Annotated in this window: 17 protein-coding genes; 7 read left to right on the forward strand and 10 right to left on the reverse strand. The window is 64.4% G+C overall.

Features of this window, described 5'->3' with window-relative positions:
* Positions 1–256: 256 nt before the first annotated feature.
* Complete coding sequence (locus tag WS70_RS20945; RefSeq protein WP_059468807.1) at positions 257–1,456, reverse strand: amino acid aminotransferase; 1,200 nt, start codon at positions 1,454–1,456, stop codon at positions 257–259.
* A gap of 291 nt (positions 1,457–1,747) precedes the next feature.
* Between WS70_RS20945 and uvrB the strand changes: the two genes are divergently transcribed.
* The 6 genes from uvrB to WS70_RS20975 all read left to right on the forward strand — a co-directional run bounded on the left by uvrB (position 1,748) and on the right by WS70_RS20975 (position 7,765).
* Positions 1,748–3,838: an excinuclease ABC subunit UvrB gene (gene uvrB, locus WS70_RS20950; protein ID WP_059597316.1), complete on the forward strand. Its 2,091-nt coding sequence runs from the start codon at positions 1,748–1,750 to the stop codon at positions 3,836–3,838.
* 221 nt (positions 3,839–4,059) lie between these two features.
* Positions 4,060–4,611, forward strand: coding sequence for an iron transporter (locus WS70_RS20955; protein ID WP_059468809.1), 552 nt, complete (start codon positions 4,060–4,062; stop codon positions 4,609–4,611).
* Between the two features lie 59 nt (positions 4,612–4,670).
* A complete protein-coding gene (locus tag WS70_RS20960) occupies positions 4,671–5,000 on the forward strand; it encodes a cupredoxin domain-containing protein (RefSeq protein ID WP_010107905.1) in 330 nt (109 codons plus the stop codon).
* A gap of 55 nt (positions 5,001–5,055) precedes the next feature.
* Positions 5,056–5,898: an FTR1 family iron permease gene (locus tag WS70_RS20965; RefSeq protein WP_059468810.1), complete on the forward strand. Its 843-nt coding sequence runs from the start codon at positions 5,056–5,058 to the stop codon at positions 5,896–5,898.
* Positions 5,895–7,295 (forward strand): 4Fe-4S binding protein, encoded by a 1,401-nt coding sequence (locus WS70_RS20970; RefSeq protein WP_059597317.1) that lies wholly within the window; start codon positions 5,895–5,897, stop codon positions 7,293–7,295. The genes WS70_RS20965 and WS70_RS20970 overlap by 4 nt, the downstream gene beginning before the upstream one ends.
* A 59-nt stretch (positions 7,296–7,354) precedes the next feature.
* Positions 7,355–7,765 carry a GlcG/HbpS family heme-binding protein gene (locus tag WS70_RS20975; protein WP_059468812.1) on the forward strand — a complete coding sequence of 137 codons (411 nt, stop codon included), beginning with the start codon at positions 7,355–7,357 and terminating at the stop codon, positions 7,763–7,765.
* A 282-nt stretch (positions 7,766–8,047) separates the two neighbouring features.
* Here WS70_RS20975 and hemP read toward each other — a convergent pair whose 3' ends face one another.
* From hemP to WS70_RS20990, 3 genes are all read right to left on the reverse strand, one after another.
* Positions 8,048–8,314, reverse strand: coding sequence for a hemin uptake protein HemP (hemP, locus tag WS70_RS20980; protein ID WP_059468813.1), 267 nt, complete (start codon positions 8,312–8,314; stop codon positions 8,048–8,050).
* A 143-nt stretch (positions 8,315–8,457) separates the two neighbouring features.
* Positions 8,458–8,943 carry an SRPBCC family protein gene (locus WS70_RS20985; protein WP_059468814.1) on the reverse strand — a complete coding sequence of 162 codons (486 nt, stop codon included), beginning with the start codon at positions 8,941–8,943 and terminating at the stop codon, positions 8,458–8,460.
* 123 nt (positions 8,944–9,066) lie between these two features.
* Positions 9,067–9,939, reverse strand: a complete 873-nt coding sequence (locus tag WS70_RS20990) for a pirin family protein (RefSeq protein ID WP_059468815.1) — start codon at positions 9,937–9,939, stop codon at positions 9,067–9,069.
* A 122-nt stretch (positions 9,940–10,061) separates the two neighbouring features.
* On the opposite strand from WS70_RS20990, the gene WS70_RS20995 reads away from it, so the two are divergent.
* A complete protein-coding gene (locus WS70_RS20995) occupies positions 10,062–11,033 on the forward strand; it encodes a LysR family transcriptional regulator (protein ID WP_059468816.1) in 972 nt (323 codons plus the stop codon).
* A 365-nt stretch (positions 11,034–11,398) separates the two neighbouring features.
* Here the strand turns inward: WS70_RS20995 and WS70_RS21005 are convergent, their stop codons facing one another.
* From WS70_RS21005 to bfr, 6 genes are all read right to left on the reverse strand, one after another.
* Positions 11,399–11,827 carry an ExbD/TolR family protein gene (locus tag WS70_RS21005; protein ID WP_059468817.1) on the reverse strand — a complete coding sequence of 143 codons (429 nt, stop codon included), beginning with the start codon at positions 11,825–11,827 and terminating at the stop codon, positions 11,399–11,401.
* Positions 11,828–11,840: 13 nt separating this feature from the next.
* Entirely contained in the window at positions 11,841–12,572 is a 732-nt protein-coding gene (locus WS70_RS21010; RefSeq protein WP_059468818.1) for a MotA/TolQ/ExbB proton channel family protein, read from the reverse strand.
* Between the two features lie 37 nt (positions 12,573–12,609).
* Entirely contained in the window at positions 12,610–13,350 is a 741-nt protein-coding gene (locus WS70_RS21015) for an energy transducer TonB (RefSeq protein ID WP_059468819.1), read from the reverse strand.
* Between the two features lie 222 nt (positions 13,351–13,572).
* Positions 13,573–13,812 (reverse strand): (2Fe-2S)-binding protein, encoded by a 240-nt coding sequence (locus WS70_RS21020; protein WP_059468820.1) that lies wholly within the window; start codon positions 13,810–13,812, stop codon positions 13,573–13,575.
* 134 nt (positions 13,813–13,946) lie between these two features.
* A complete protein-coding gene (gene murI / locus WS70_RS21025) occupies positions 13,947–14,819 on the reverse strand; it encodes a glutamate racemase (RefSeq protein WP_059468821.1) in 873 nt (290 codons plus the stop codon).
* A 55-nt stretch (positions 14,820–14,874) separates the two neighbouring features.
* Positions 14,875–15,351, reverse strand: coding sequence for a bacterioferritin (gene bfr, locus WS70_RS21030; RefSeq protein ID WP_059468822.1), 477 nt, complete (start codon positions 15,349–15,351; stop codon positions 14,875–14,877).
* Positions 15,352–15,471 lie beyond the last annotated feature (120 nt).

The raw sequence follows: 15,471 nt of genomic DNA on the forward strand, positions 1-15,471 counted from the left end.
TTGTGCACCTCAAACGCGCGACGGCGTCCGTCACCCAGTCCGCCGCATCTCGCGCTCGCCACGATGAACTTCTTCCTCGCCGAGCGCGTAACAACTTCCGCTGTCTCACCTCAAATAGCGCGCGATACCGAATCTCATTCAGCGTGCGACGTAATACTGCGCACGAACATAAAAAAACGCGCCCCATCCGGAGCGCGTCCTTGTTCCAGCAGCGTAGCGCCGCGGCAGCTCAAAGGCCGCAGCGCCGGCGTCCGGCTTACTTCAGCACGACCGCGATCGCGTTTGCCACGACGTCGATATTGCGCGTGTTGAGCGCCGCGACGCAGATCCGGCCGGTGCTCACCGCATAAATGCCGAACTCTTCACGTAGACGGTCGACTTGCGCCGACGTCAGGCCCGAGTACGAGAACATGCCGCGTTGCGCGTTGATGAAGCTGAAGTCGCGCTCGATGCCGGCGGCCGTCAGGCGCTCGACGAGGCCATTGCGCATCGCGCGGATGCGATCGCGCATTTCGCCGAGCTCCTGCACCCACGAGGCGCGCAGTTCGGGCGAGGCGAGCACCGCCGCGACGATCGCGCCGCCATGCGTCGGCGGGTTCGAGTAGTTCGTGCGGATCACGCGCTTCAATTGCGACAGCACGCGTGCGGCTTCGTCTTTGCTGTCGGTGATGATCGACAGCGCGCCGACTCGCTCGCCGTACAGCGAGAACGACTTCGAGAACGACGACGACACGAACACGTTCAGATCCGCCGCCGCGAAGAGGCGCACCGCGGCCGCGTCGGCCTCGATGCTCTCGCCGAAGCCTTGATAAGCGATGTCGAGGAACGGCACGAGCTTGCGCGCCTTCACGACTTCGACGACCTGCGCCCACTGCGCTTCGTTCAGGTCGACGCCCGTCGGGTTGTGGCAGCACGCATGCAGCACGACGATCGTGCCCGGCTCGTAGCTGTCGAGCGCGGCCAGCATGCCGTCGAAGTTGACACCGTTCGTCTTTGCGTCGTAGTACGGGTACGCGACGACCTCGAAGCCGGCCGTTTCGAACAGCGCGCGGTGGTTCTCCCAGCTCGGATCGCTGATTGCGACCTTTGCCTTCGGGTTCAGCGTGCGCAGGAAGTCCGCGCCGATCTTCAGCGCGCCCGTGCCGCCGAGCGCTTGCGCCGTCACGACGCGGCCGGCCGCGATCAGCGGCGAATCGTCGCCGAGCAGCAGCTTCTGCACGGCGGCGTCATAGGCGGCGATGCCGTCGATCGGCAGGTAGCCGCGCGGCAGGCCGGCTTCGACCCGCGCCTTTTCCGCGTCGCGCACCGCGCGCAGCAGCGGAATCTTGCCGTCCTCGTTGGTGTAGACGCCGACGCCGAGATTCACCTTGGTCGGGCGCGCATCGGCGTTGAAGGCTTCGTTCAGACCCAGGATCGGGTCGCGGGGGGCAAGTTCGACAGCGGAGAAGAGCGACATGATTGATTCGCAGCAGTTGTGAAAAGAGGGTCAGCTTCGGAGTGCCGATGCGGGCCGGCGGGCCGTGAGGCGAAGCGCGGCAAAGGGCGGCGGCTCGGCGCGGAAAGCGAAGCGCAGCAACTCGTCATTGTAGCGAATTCGCCGTCTCCGTTCGGCCAATGTCTCGGCCCCGGCTGCGGTTTTTTTGCGCACTCGGCCGGAGAATCGCGAGCGGAGCGGGGCGGAGCCGGCCGAGCGTCGAAGCGCTAGAATGCTCCTTTGCTCCGCTTCGGCTCGCCGCCTCGCATCCACATGTCCGAACATCACCCCGACACCCGCGACGATCTCGACGAATCGAAATTCGTGACGTTCGACGGATCGCCGTTCCAGCTGTATCAGCCGTATCCGCCTGCGGGCGACCAGCCGACCGCGATCACGACGCTGGTCGAAGGCGTCGAGGACGGACTTTCGTTCCAGACGCTGCTCGGCGTGACGGGCTCGGGCAAGACCTTCACGATGGCGAACACGATTGCGCAGCTTGGCCGCCCGGCGATCGTGTTCGCACCGAACAAGACGCTCGCCGCGCAGCTCTACTCGGAATTTCGCGAATTCTTCCCGCGCAACGCGGTCGAGTATTTCGTGTCGTACTACGACTACTACCAGCCGGAAGCGTACGTGCCGCAGCGCGATCTGTTCATCGAAAAGGACTCGTCGATCAACGAGCACATCGAGCAGATGCGGCTGTCGGCGACGAAGAGCCTGATGGAGCGTCGCGACGTCGTGATCGTCGCGACGGTGTCGGCGATCTACGGTATCGGCAATCCGTCCGAGTATCACCAGATGATCCTGACGCTGCGCATGGGCGACAAGATCGGCCAGCGCGAAGTGATCGCGCGGCTGATCGCGATGCAGTACACGCGCAATGAGCAGGACTTCCAGCGCGGCGCGTTCCGCGTGCGAGGCGACACGATCGATATCTTCCCGGCCGAACACGCGGAGATGGCGGTGCGCGTCGAGCTGTTCGACGACGAAGTCGATTCTCTGCAACTGTTCGATCCGCTGACGGGCCGCGTGCGGCAGAAGATCCCGCGTTTCACCGTCTATCCGTCGTCGCACTACGTGACGCCGCGCGAGACCGTGATGCGAGCCGTCGAGACGATCAAGGAGGAACTGCGCGAGCGTCTCGAGTTCTTTCATCGCGATGGCAAGCTCGTCGAGGCGCAGCGGCTCGAGCAGCGCACACGCTTCGACCTCGAGATGCTGCAGGAGCTCGGCTTCTGCAAGGGCATCGAGAACTACTCGCGGCACTTCTCCGGGGCGGCGCCGGGCGAACCGCCGCCGACGCTCGTCGACTACCTGCCGTCCGACGCGCTGATGCTGCTCGACGAATCGCACGTGCTGATCGGCCAGTTGAACGGGATGTACAACGGCGACCGCGCGCGCAAGGAGAATCTCGTCGATTACGGTTTCCGGCTGCCGTCGGCGCTCGACAACCGTCCGCTCAAGTTCCCCGAGTTCGAGCGCAAGATGCGCCAGGTGGTGTTCGTGTCGGCGACGCCCGCCGATTACGAGCAGCGCGTGTCCGGCCAGACCGCCGAGCAGGTCGTGCGGCCGACGGGGCTCGTCGATCCGGCGATCGAGGTGCGGCCGGCGAGCACGCAGGTCGACGACGTGCTGTCTGAGATCACCGAGCGCGTGAAGGCGTGCGAGCGCGTGCTGATCACCGTGCTGACGAAGCGGATGGCCGAGCAGTTGACCGAATTCCTCGCCGACCACGGGGTCAAGGTCCGCTATCTGCACAGCGACATCGACACGGTCGAGCGGGTCGAGATCATCCGCGACCTGCGGCTCGGCACGTTCGACGTGCTGGTCGGGATCAACCTGCTGCGCGAGGGCCTCGACATTCCGGAAGTGTCGCTCGTCGCGATCCTCGATGCGGACAAGGAAGGCTTCCTGCGCGCCGAGCGCTCGCTGATCCAGACGATCGGCCGCGCGGCGCGCAACGTGAACGGCAAGGCGATCCTGTACGCGGACCGGATCACCGATTCGATGCGCCGCGCGATCGACGAGACGGAGCGCCGCCGCGCGAAGCAGATCGCGTTCAACGAGCAGATGGGCATCACGCCGCGCGGCGTCGTGAAGCGGATCAAGGACATCATCGACGGCGTCTACAACGCCGACGAAGCGCGCGCCGAGCTGAAAGAGGCGCAGCAGCGCGCGAAGTTCGAGGACATGTCCGAGAAGCAGATTGCGAAGGAAATCAAGCGGCTCGAGAAGCAGATGGCCGATTACGCGAAGAATCTCGAGTTCGAAAAAGCCGCGCAGACACGCGACCAGCTCGCGCTGCTGCGCGAGCGGGTGTTCGGCGCGAATGTCGGCGATCACGTGAGCGGGGTCCAATGACGTTCCGCGGCGCCCCGCCGCATCCGTTAATCTCGCTGTAAGCCTTGTCAGATCAGGGATTTAGCGGCATCTCCATTTGTTTCGGAAGCGGTTCGGTGCTACACTTGCGCCTGTATTGAGAATAGTTCGCATTAACGTTCTTCATCGTTTTTTTGTCTCTCCTCCGGGTTTCGGGTCCGCGCGGGCGAGACGTGTGTCACGAGATAAAAACAGGAGTGTCAATGTCGCGTTCTTCCTTTGTTAGCAGCGGTGTCGCATTGGCGGCCGCGTGCGCTGCGCTGTCGGCGACGGCGGCTGAATACCCGATCGGCAAGCACCAGATTCAAGGCGGGATGGAAATCGGCGCGGTGTACTTGCAGCCGATCACGATGGATCCGGAAGGCATGATGCGCAAGGCGTCGGATTCGGACGTCCATCTCGAGGCTGACATCCATGCGGTCAAGAACAATCCGACCGGCTTCGCCGAAGGCGACTGGATGCCGTATCTGCAAGTCGCGTACAAGCTGACGAAGCAGGGCGACGCGAAGTGGAAGGCCGAAGGCGATCTGATGGGCATGGTCGCGAGCGACGGTCCGCACTACGGCGACAACGTGAAGCTGAACGGCCCAGGCAAGTATCACCTGACGCTCGTCGTGAAGCCGCCGATGCAGACGGGCCACATGGCGTTCGGCCGCCACGTCGACAAGGAAACCGGCGTCGGCCAGTGGTTCAAGCCGATCACGCTCGAATACGATTTCCCGTTCGCCGGCATCGGCAAGAAGGGCGGGTATTGATCGTCACGGCAGCAAACGGACGGCGCGCGACGAGCGCGCTGTCTTTTTAGAGAAATACGATGAAATTCCCCAGAGTATTCGCATTCGCCGCCGCGATCGTCGTCGCGGGCGCCGCGCACGCGGCCGATCTGCCGACCTTCAAGCTCGAGATGGCGGACGGCAAGCTCAATCCGGCGCGCATCGAAGTGCCGGCCGGCCAGCGCATCAAGATCCAGATTCGCAATACGGGCAAGGGCGCCGTCGAGTTCGAGAGCGTGCAGCTTCGCAAGGAGAAGGTGCTCGCGCCGGGCGGCGAATCGTTCGTCGTGATCGCGCCGCTGTCGCCGGGCGAATACAAGTTTTTCGACGATTTTCACCAGCAGGCGCAGGGCGTCATCGTCGCGAAGTAACGGTTTTCGCGTTTGACGCGCGGACGAGCCGCGCGGCGGACGCAGGGAGGTAACAATGGGTCAGATCTTGTTCATCGTCTGGCGGGAGAGCGTCGAGGCGCTGCTCGTCGTCGGTATTCTCTATGCATGGCTGAAGAACGGCGACGACGATGCGCGCCGCGGCTTGCCGTACCTGTGGGCGGGCGTGGGCGCCGGCCTGCTGATGGCGGTCGGGCTCGGCGCCGCACTCGTCGGCTTCACCGAGGTGTTGTCGGGCGACGCGCAGGACTACTTTCAGACCGCAATGGTGCTGATCGCGTGCGTGCTGATCGTGCAGATGGTGCTATGGATGAAGCAGCACGGGCGCACGCTGAAGCGCGACATGGAGCGCTCGCTGCAGAAGAGCACGCAGGACGCGAACTGGTGGGGCGTCGCGGTGCTCGTCGCGCTCGCGATCGCGCGCGAAGGCAGCGAGACGGTGATCTTCCTGTACGGGCTCGGCTTCGGCCAGTCGGGGCACGTCGACGGCAGCCAGGTGCTCGCCGTGCTGATCGGCCTCGGTCTCGCGTTCCTGACGTTCTACGTGCTGCAACTGGGCGGCAAGTACTTCTCGTGGCGGCACTTCTTCCGCGTCACCGAGATCATGCTGCTGTTCCTCGGCGCGGGCCTGTTCCAGGCGGGCATCGACAAGCTGATCGACAAGGAAATCCTGCCGCTCGGCATCGCGCAACTGTGGGATACGTCGGCGATCCTCGACGATTCGGGCACGCTCGGCTCGCTCGTCGCGACGCTGACCGGCTACCGCGCGCATCCGTCGCTCACGAACCTCGTCGCGTACGCGGTCTACTGGGCGGTCGTCTATCTGCTGCTCAAGCGTGCCGCCAGACACCCGGCGGCGACTCTGGGGCGGCCGGCATGAGTGCCGTCGTCGGCCGCCGCCGCACGAACCTGGTCGCGGAAGCAGGGCAATGGTTGCAGCGCCACGGTGCGCTGATCCGCGGCATCCAGTGGATCGTCGTCCTCGTCTACGCGTTCCTGATCCTCGTGCCGGCGTTCACGCCGCTGCCCGACGATACCGCGCATCTGTGGAGCAACCTGACGCTTGCCGCGCAGTTCGTGTTCTGGGGCATCTGGTGGCCGTTCGTGCTGCTGTCGATGGTGATGCTCGGCCGAGTCTGGTGCGGCGTGCTGTGTCCCGAGGGCGCGTTAAGCGAGTTCGCGAGCAAGTTCGGCCGCGGCCGCGCGATTCCGCGCTGGATGCGCTGGGGCGGCTGGCCGTTCGTCGCGTTCGGTCTCACGACGATCTACGGCCAGATGGTCAGTGTCTATCAGTATCCGCGCGCTGTGCTGCTCGTGCTCGGCGGGTCGACGCTCGCCGCGATCGTGATCGGTTTCCTGTACGGGCGCGAGAAGCGCGTATGGTGCCGCTATCTGTGCCCCGTGAACGGTGTTTTCTCGCTGCTCGCGCGTCTCGCGCCGCTGCGCTACAAGGTCGACGAGGACGCGTGGCGCCGTTCGTACAAGAAAGGCGAAGGCGGCCATCGCGTGATTCCGATCAACTGCGCGCCGCTCGTGCCGCTTCGCAACATGAAGGGCGCGGCGGCGTGCCACATGTGCGGCCGCTGCAGCGGCCACCGCGGCGCGATCGAGCTGACGATGCGCTCGCCGTCCGAAGAGGTGGTCGCGCTCGGCGACAGGCAGGCGAGCGGCTGGGACACGGCGCTCATCCTCTACGGCCTGCTCGGCATCGCGATCGGCGCATTCCATTGGACGGTGAGTCCGTGGTTCGTGCAGATCAAGCAATCGCTTGCGGGCTGGCTGATCGATCACGACATCATGTGGCCGCTCGACACGAACGCGCCGTGGTTCATCTTCACGCACTATCCCGAGCACAACGACGTATTTTCGTGGCTCGACGGTTCGCTCGTCATCGCGTACATCATGGGCACAGGGCTCGTGTACGGCACGGCGCTTGCCGTGCTGCTCGGCGGCGCTGTCGCGATGCTCGGCCGCTTCGAGCGTGTACGGCTGCATCATCTCGCGCAGGCGCTGATCCCGCTCGCGGGCGCGGGCGTGTTTCTCGGCCTGTCGGCGACGACGCTGTCGCTGCTGCGCGCCGAGCACGTGCCGCTCGGCTGGGCGTCGGACGTGCGGATCGCGATTCTCGCCGGTTCGAATCTGTGGAGCGCATGGCTCGCGTGGCAAGTCACCGGCCGCTATGCGGGCTGGGCGCGCCGGCTGTTCGCGATGCTCTGGTTCGGCGCCGCGCTTGCGGTGATCGACAGTGCGTGGTGGCTGATGTTCTGGGGATTCTGACGCGCTTCGAGCGGTATGATGCAGCCGTCGACGGGCTCTCACCACGAAGGAGCGCCGAGATGAAAACCAAACCTGTTTTGACGAGCGAGGACGTGAAGAGGATGGCGGCCGCCGCCGAGTCGTTTGCGGCCGCCAGTCACTGGCCCGTGACGGTCGCGATCTTCGACGATGGCGCACACCTGCTGTATCTGCACCGGATGGACGGCGCCGCGCCGAGCACCGTCGAGATGGCGATCGGCAAGGGCCGCACGGCGGCGCTCGGTCGCCGCGAGAGCAAGGTCTATGAGGAAATGGTGCTGCAAGGGCGCGTGTCGTTCCTGAGCGCACCGCTCGTCGGCCTCGTCGAGGGCGGTGTGCCGATCATGGTCGAAGGCGAGACGGTTGGCGCGATCGGCGTGTCGGGCGTGAAGTCCGAGCAGGATGCTGCCGTCGCCCGCGCGGGCATCGCCGCATTGACGGACGCCGGCTGACTCGAAAGCGGCGTTTCGCCGACATCCGTCCCGTCGTCGGCTCGAGCGAGTAGAGATCGCTGTCGCGTTTCACGCTTCATGCGCCGCAAAAACAAAAAGCGACGCGTCATCGGACGCGTCGCTTTCTTTTTCACGCTGTGAGAACCAAAAAAAGCGGCTTGGCTTGCTACAACGGCTGCTTGAATATGTTTGCACGAAGGGGTCTAGACTCGCGTGCAAGCCGTTATGGCTGGCTAATGCCCAACACCTCTCGTAGAGGTGGTCCCCACAATACTCGGTTCGTTACTTCGTCAGGATCAGCTTGCCCAGGCGAGTGGCTCGCAAATGATAGGTTTCGCCGTTGTGCGCGATGCTCACGTGGCTTTGGCCCTGCAACAGCGCATCGCTGCTCACGACGCGCTGCCCGGCGTTTGCGGTTGCTGTGGGCCTTGCCGTGGACTTCACCGATTCCGCCGGCGTCGTTACTGCTGCCGTTTTGGGGCGGCCGCTGGATGCAGCGCCGCCTGTGCGGCGCAACGTGAGCGTAGTAGAGCGCATAGATTCGGTCATTCAGACGATCGGTGAGTTGCGATTCGATGAAATGAATTCTAAATGATAACTATTCCCATTTACAACGTATCTTTATCGATCGAAAACTGAATGTCGATAGGCAAGAGTAAAGAGGGCGACGGCTGCACCGCCGCTAGGTGCGGTCAGTGCAGCGGAGCCGGGTCCTTGCGGCCCTGCGCATATTCGCGGATCAGACGAACGGTATCGATGTCGGATGCGCGGTAGGCTTCCTTCACGATCTCGTGCGTCTGGCGCGCGTCTTCGCTGTCATTGGCGACGGGCAGCGTCGTCCGATACTCGAAGCGCAGGAACAGCTGCCGATCGTCGCGCTCTTCGATCGTCATCGTCAGCGAACCGCCGATCTCGCCGTCGGCCGCATGGATGTCGTAGCGGACCTGCTCGTTCGGCGTGTACGTCACGCGATCGCGGACGGTCGCATTGCCGTAATGCAACTCGCGTTCGAGCGTCGTCTCCGTGCGTTCGTGCACGATGCAGCGGTCGAGGCCGATCACGAAAAGCTGCGGCTGCTCGGCGCGCAGCACGAGGCCTTCCCACAGTTGCGCGCGTGTCAGTACCGGCAGGGCCGGATTGTCGGCGGCGTTAATCTGGATCAGATGTTCGAAGTTCAAAGCGGCGGATTCCTTCTGTAGTGCGGTGCGGCCCTCGCCGGGCGTGAGAAGATATTGTGACGCAAATCCGCCGCAGCGGCCGAGCTTGCCCGCCGCCGTTCCGCCGATGCGCGCCGCTCACGCTTACGCGGGAATGCGGCCCATGCGGCCCGTCTGATAATCGGCGACTGCTTCGCGGATCTCGCCCTCGGTGTTCATCACGAACGGACCGTAGCGCACGATCGGCTCGTTGAGCGGCGCGCCGCCGATCAGCAGCAGGTCGAGCGGTGTATCGTCCGCGGCGAACCCGACGGAGCCGCCGTCTTCCGCATACACGACCATATGGCGCGCGTCGACCGCCGTTTTGTCCGCGCCATAGAACCCGCTGCCTTCGATCGAATACGCGAACACGCGAAATCCGGCCGGCACCGGCTGCTCGACACTCGCGCCCGGGGAGAGCGTGAAGTGCTGATAGAGCATTGGGGTGCGCGTTTCGATCGTTGCGCACGCGCCGAACGCCTCGCCGGCGATCACGCGGACCTTCACGCGGCCGTCGGGCGACGTCGCGGTCGGGATGCGTGCGGCCGGGATATCCTGGTAGCGCGGCGCGATCATCTTGTCGCGGCGTGGCAGGTTCACCCAGAGCTGGAATGCATGCGCGCGGCCACCCCGGCGCGCGAATTCGGGGTCGGGCATCTCGCTGTGGACGACGCCCGCGCCTGCCGTCATCCACTGGACGTCGCCCGGACCGAGCGCGCCCGCGTGGCCCGCCGAATCGCGATGGCGGAACCAGCCGTCGAGCACGTACGTGACCGTTTCGAAGCCGCGATGCGGATGATCGGGCGCACCCTTCGCGTCGCCCGGCGTGTATTCGACGGGGCCCATCTCGTCGAGCAGCAGAAACGGATCGAAGTCCGTCAGCAGGCGGGTCGGGAACGGGCGGTGAACCACGAAACCGCCGCCTTCCGTGGTGCGAAGCGATGGATAGGTGCGCTGGATCGAGCGGGCGATAGGCATGGGAGGGCTCTAGGAATGGCCGATGTGACGTTATTTTTGCAACGTAAGGCTATTATATTGAGCGAATTGCCGGCTAAATCCGCTCGATTCGCAATGGATCGTTGTGAAATTGGAACGATGAAATGACTATCGATGCACATAACCTGAACGACTTGATGTACTTCTCTCAGGTGGTCGAGCATGGCGGCTTCTCGGCCGCGGAACGCGTGCTCGGGATCTCGAAGTCGCGCCTGTCGCGGCGGCTGACCGAACTCGAAGCGGCGCTCGGCGTGCGCCTGTTGCAGCGCTCGACCCGCAAGCTCGCGTTGACCGAGGCTGGGCAGCTTTTCTATCAGCATTGCCAAGCAATGTTGTCCGAGGCGCAGGCCGCGATGAATGCGGTACAGCAACTGCGTTCGGCGCCGCGCGGCACGGTGCGTATGAGCGTGCCCGTCACGCTGTCGCAGACGATGCTGTCGCGTCTGCTGCCGGAATTCCTGCATCGCTATCCGGAAGTGCGCGTACAGATTCGCGTGACGAATCGCGTAATCGATCTCTTTGAAGACTCAATCGACGTCGCGCTGCGTGTGCGGTCCGAGCCGCCGCAGAACGCGAACATCGTCGTGCGGCCGCTCTGGCGCACCGAGCAGATGCTCGTTGGCGCGCCGGGCCTGCTGCAGCAGAACGCGCCGCCCCTCGTGCCAGCCGATCTGTCGAGATTCGACACGCTCGATACGCCGTCGGGCGACGGCCGCCACGTATTCAATCTGATTGCGCCGGACGGCGCGCGCCACGCGCACGAGCATGAGCCGCGCCTCGTAACGGCCGATCTGATGACGATCCGCGAAGCGGTGCTCGACGGGGTCGGAATCGCCGCACTGCCCGAATCGATGTACGGCAACGCCTTGCGCGCAGGGCAGCTGTCGCCCGTGATGCCGGGTTGGACGCTGCCCGTGCCGCAGCTCTACGCGGTGTTCGTGTCGCGGCAGGGCATGCCGCCTGCGGTGCGCGCGTTTGTCGATTACCTCGTCGAGAAGCTCGACAACGAAAACTACAAGGAGCAGAGCTGTCCGGAGCGCGGCGCGAAGGGCGCGGAGACGACGATTTCGATCTGACGAAATCGCAACGATTGCATGTGCATCGGTTTTGTCATTTGACGCGCGTCACGCAATCGGTAGTTTCAATCGCCGGTCGCTTGAATGCATGCGCGGCTCGGCCTATATTGGAATCCCAATTTCGTGAGGGAAGGTGCCAAGCGGAACAAGGTGGCCGCATATGTTGCGAGCCAAATAGGGCAGACTGCGCAAGTCCGTGCAGACCACGGCATGACGCATCGCGTTGCTCGACGTGCAGCAGTTCGGCCGTCGCGCCCGCCGCCCGAAGGCGCCCGTGTGCGCATGAAAAAAGGCCTTCATCTGGCGATGAAGGCCTTTTACTTTGTGGTGCCGCGTGCGCCTGTCGCATGCGGCGCGCGGCGCATTTACTTCGCGTTCGACTTCGGCTCGGTGACGAAGCCGAGCTTCGTGAGGCCGCCTGCTTGCGCGGCCGACATCACTTCCGCAACGCGCTCGTACGCGACTTTGCGGTCCGCGCGCAGATGCAGTTCCGGCTGCGGCGTCGTCTGCGCGGCTTGCGCGATGCGTGTTTGCAGATCGGTCGCGTTGACCGGATGGTCGTCCCACAGGACCGTGCCGTCGCCTTCAATCGCAACGTCGATCGTCTGCGGCTTCACTTCGACCGGCTGGCTGCTCGCGCGCGGCAGATCGATCTTCACCGCATGGTGCATCGCAGGAATCGTGACGAGAAAAATGATCAGGAGTACAAGCATGACGTCGACGAGCGGCGTCATGTTGATCTCGTTCATCAGGCCATCGTCGTCATCGTCGCCGAAACTGGTGTTCATGGACATCGCGAACCTCCGTTCAGTTCGCGCGCGCGGCGAGGCGCAGCCCGTCGCGCTGAGACGACGATGCGAGGCGCGCGCCCGTCACGAAGTAGGCATGCAGGCCATGCGCGAAGCGGCGCAGGCGGCTCACGATGCTCTTGTTCGCGCGCGTGAGCGCGTTGTAGCCGAGTACGGCGGGAATCGCGACGAACAGGCCGAACGCGGTCATGATCAGCGATTCGCCGACGGGGCCCGCGACCTGGTCGATCGACGTCTGGCCCGTCGCGCCGATCACGAGCAGCGCGTGATAGATGCCCCACACGGTGCCGAACAGGCCGACGAACGGCGCGGTGCTGCCGATCGACGCGAGGATCGCGAGGCCGCCCTGCATCCGCGCGATGCCTTCGTCCATCGTGTCCTTCAGGCAGCGCGTGACCCAGTCGGACACGTCCATCCGGTCGTGCAGGTGCGGCTGCGTCTGATGATGATGGTCCGCGGCTTCCTGGCCGGACAGCGCGAGCGCGAGGAACGGGTTGTCCTGCGTCGACGACGATGCGTGGCCGAGCTTCTTCACGCCATCTTCGAAATCGTCCGAATGCCAGAACGATCGTTCGGCGTCTTTCGACAGACGTTTCAGGCGAATCACGTTCCAGCCTTTGATGACGATCACCATCCACGACAGGATCGACATCACGAGGAGCGCGATCGCGATGGCGCGCGTAACGAAGTCACCTTGCGCCCACACGTGCGCGATTCCGTAGCTTTGCATTTCCTTTCCTTGTTGTTTCTTTCGGGTGTTGCTGAAATTAGTCGGTCAGAGTGAAGTCGTAAGGCTGCGTATAGGCGGCGCGCATCGGCTGTCCGTTCTGCAGATACGGCTGGCACGGCGACGAGCGGATCGCGTCGAGCGCCGCGTCGTCGAGGCGCGGGAAGCCGCTGCTCTGGACGACTTGCGCGCTCTCGATCCTGCCCGTCAGGCCGACGACGAAGCGGACCTTCACGACGCCCGTTTCGCCGCGGCGCTTCGACAGCGCCGGGTAGGCGGCCTTCGCGATCTGGCAGGTCAGGTGCGCGCCTTCTTTTGGTGCAACGATTTCCATCGTCGGGCGGCTCGTCGGCGCGCCCGCGGGCGGCGCTGCCTTCGCGTTCGTCTCGGCGGGCGCCGCAGGGGCGGGCGGTGTGGGTTCCGGCGCGGTGATCGCGTTCGGCGAGGGTTCGTGCGATACCGGCAGCGGCGTTGGGGTCGGCTTCGCGACTGGCCGGGGCGCGGGCGTCGGCTTCGGCTTGATCTTCGGGACGGGCTTCGGCGGCTCGGGCGTCGGCGCCGATTGGACGCCGACAGGCTGGGCGACGGGGGCGCTCAATAGCTGGGCGGTGATCGTCTTCGATTCGAGCGGGCGAGGCGGCACGTCGTTGCGCATCAGCAGCGCGCCGGTCAGCAGGATCGCGTGTCCGGCGAGAACCGTCACGGCGGCGGTGGCGACGCGGGGATTCATACGGGAGAGGGCCGGCACAGAGGCGGCCGGCAAGGAATTCGAAACCTGCATGTTAGCTTCGTAGCGCGGCGGCGCGTGTGTCGTTCGCCGCGAAGTGTTGCATCACTTGCGGAAAATCAGCAAGGAGATGCACACGGTAGTCACGAATCCGATCAGCAATTCCATTACGGGCTCCTTTACAGGTAGGCCGTTGGCTCGCGCGGGCAGGCTTGCTGACGGGCTGGTACAACGAGAGCGCGGCGCGCGGCGCCGCGTGCGATCCTGGCACGCCGGTCAGGCCGCCTTGCGTTCGTAGAACGTGACGGGAACCGGCACGGCCGCGGGGTGCTCGACACCGCAGCGGCTCGCACAAACGCCCTGTTCCGCCATGAGGTTGCGCACGGTTTCCTCGCACTTGCCGCAGCAAGTGGCGACCCCGAGTTCGAACTGGAGTTCGTCGAAAGTGTCCACGCCTTCCGCGAGGGATGCGCGAATCTTCCGATCGGAAACGGACTTGCACACGCAGACGATCATGATGGAGCGCGATAGCTAACGTTAATGCGAATTATTATCATTATATTTGTTGGGCTTGGCAAGCGTGGTCCTGGGTTTTTTGTAACAAAACCAGGTGTTTGGAAGGGTTTCCGGGCGACGGCGCGGGTGCGCGGCTACGCCGGATGGGCGGAGGAGGCGGCCGTGCGGGGCGAAGAAATGGTGACGGATTCGACCGGGACGTCGAGCCCGAGCAGCGTTGCCGCGAGCGTCTGCAGGTGCAGGCCGTCGCTCGTCGAGCACAGGCGCGGCGGCGGCGCCGGCGGTGCGGCGGCGGGCGCGTGCAGTCCGCGCTCGTCCAGGATCCGCGAAAGCTGGCGGGCAATCGCATCGCCCGTGTCGATCAGATGCAGGCGGTTGGACGTTATGTCGCGGATCGCGGCGTCGAGGAACGGGTAATGCGTGCAGCCGAGTACGAGCGTGTCGGCGCCGGCCGCGATCATCGGTTCCAGGTAGCCCGCGAGCAGCGCGCGCAGTTCGGGCGAGCCGGTGTCGCCGCGCTCGACCGCCTCGACGAGGCCGTGCCCCGCCTGGCAGATGAAGCGGCAGTCGTTCGCGCAGCGCGCGATCAGCGCTTCGAAGCGCGCGCTGCGCAGCGTCGCCTGCGTCGCGAGCACGCCCGCGACGCGCGTCTTCGAATGCAGCGCCGCCGGCTTGATGCCGGGCTCGACGCCGACGAGCGGAATCGACAGACGCTCGCGCACGACCGCGATCGATTGCGCGGTGGCCGTGTTGCATGCAACGACTAGCGCCTTCGCGCCCTGCGCGGCGAGCCATTCGCCGATCGCGAGCGTGCGCTCGACGATGAACGCATCGTCGCGCGGGCCGTACGGTGCATGGCGGGAGTCGGCGACGTAGACGAGCGCCTCGTCGGGCAGCCGTTCGCGCACCGCGCGCAGCACCGACAGGCCGCCGAGCCCCGAATCGAAGATACCGATCGGCGCACGGGCGGGCGATATGCGGGAGTCGGAAGCGCGCGGCGTCGTCATGCGGGCGATCGAACGTGAATCGAATGAAGATCGAGCGAGAGCGGAATGACTGGAATTACTCCGATGAGCCCATCATCGACTGCTGATAGTTCTGGATGCCGACCTTGCCGATCAGGTCGATTTGCGTTTCGAGCCAGTCGATATGCTCTTCCGTATCGTCGAGGATCTTCTCGAAGATTTCGCGCGACACGTAATCACGCACCGATTCGCAATACGCGATCGCTTCCTTGCACGTCGCCTGCGACACCTGTTCGAGCTTCAGGTCGCACTTCAGGATTTCTTCGGTTTCCTCGCCGATCAGCAGCTTGTGCAGATCCTGCAGGTTCGGCAGACCGTCGAGCATGAAGACGCGTTCGATCAGCCAGTCCGCGTGCTTCATTTCGCCGATCGACTCGTCGTATTCGTGCTTGCCGAGTTTCTCGAGGCCCCAGTGCTTGTACATCCGCGCATGCAGGAAATACTGATTGATCGCAGTCAGTTCGTTCTTCAACTGGGCATTCAGATATTCGATGACTTTCTTATCGCCTTGCATGTTCGTTCCTTATGACGTGTGGGGCTTGAATTTCTGAACGATAAACGCTTGTTCCTGAAAAGCCAAGGGCGAATCCGTTCGATCTCCGAATGGTGGATTGGATCCGCGGCATCAAAAAGG

Source organism: Burkholderia mayonis (genome assembly GCF_001523745.2).
Taxonomy (GTDB): domain Bacteria; phylum Pseudomonadota; class Gammaproteobacteria; order Burkholderiales; family Burkholderiaceae; genus Burkholderia; species Burkholderia mayonis.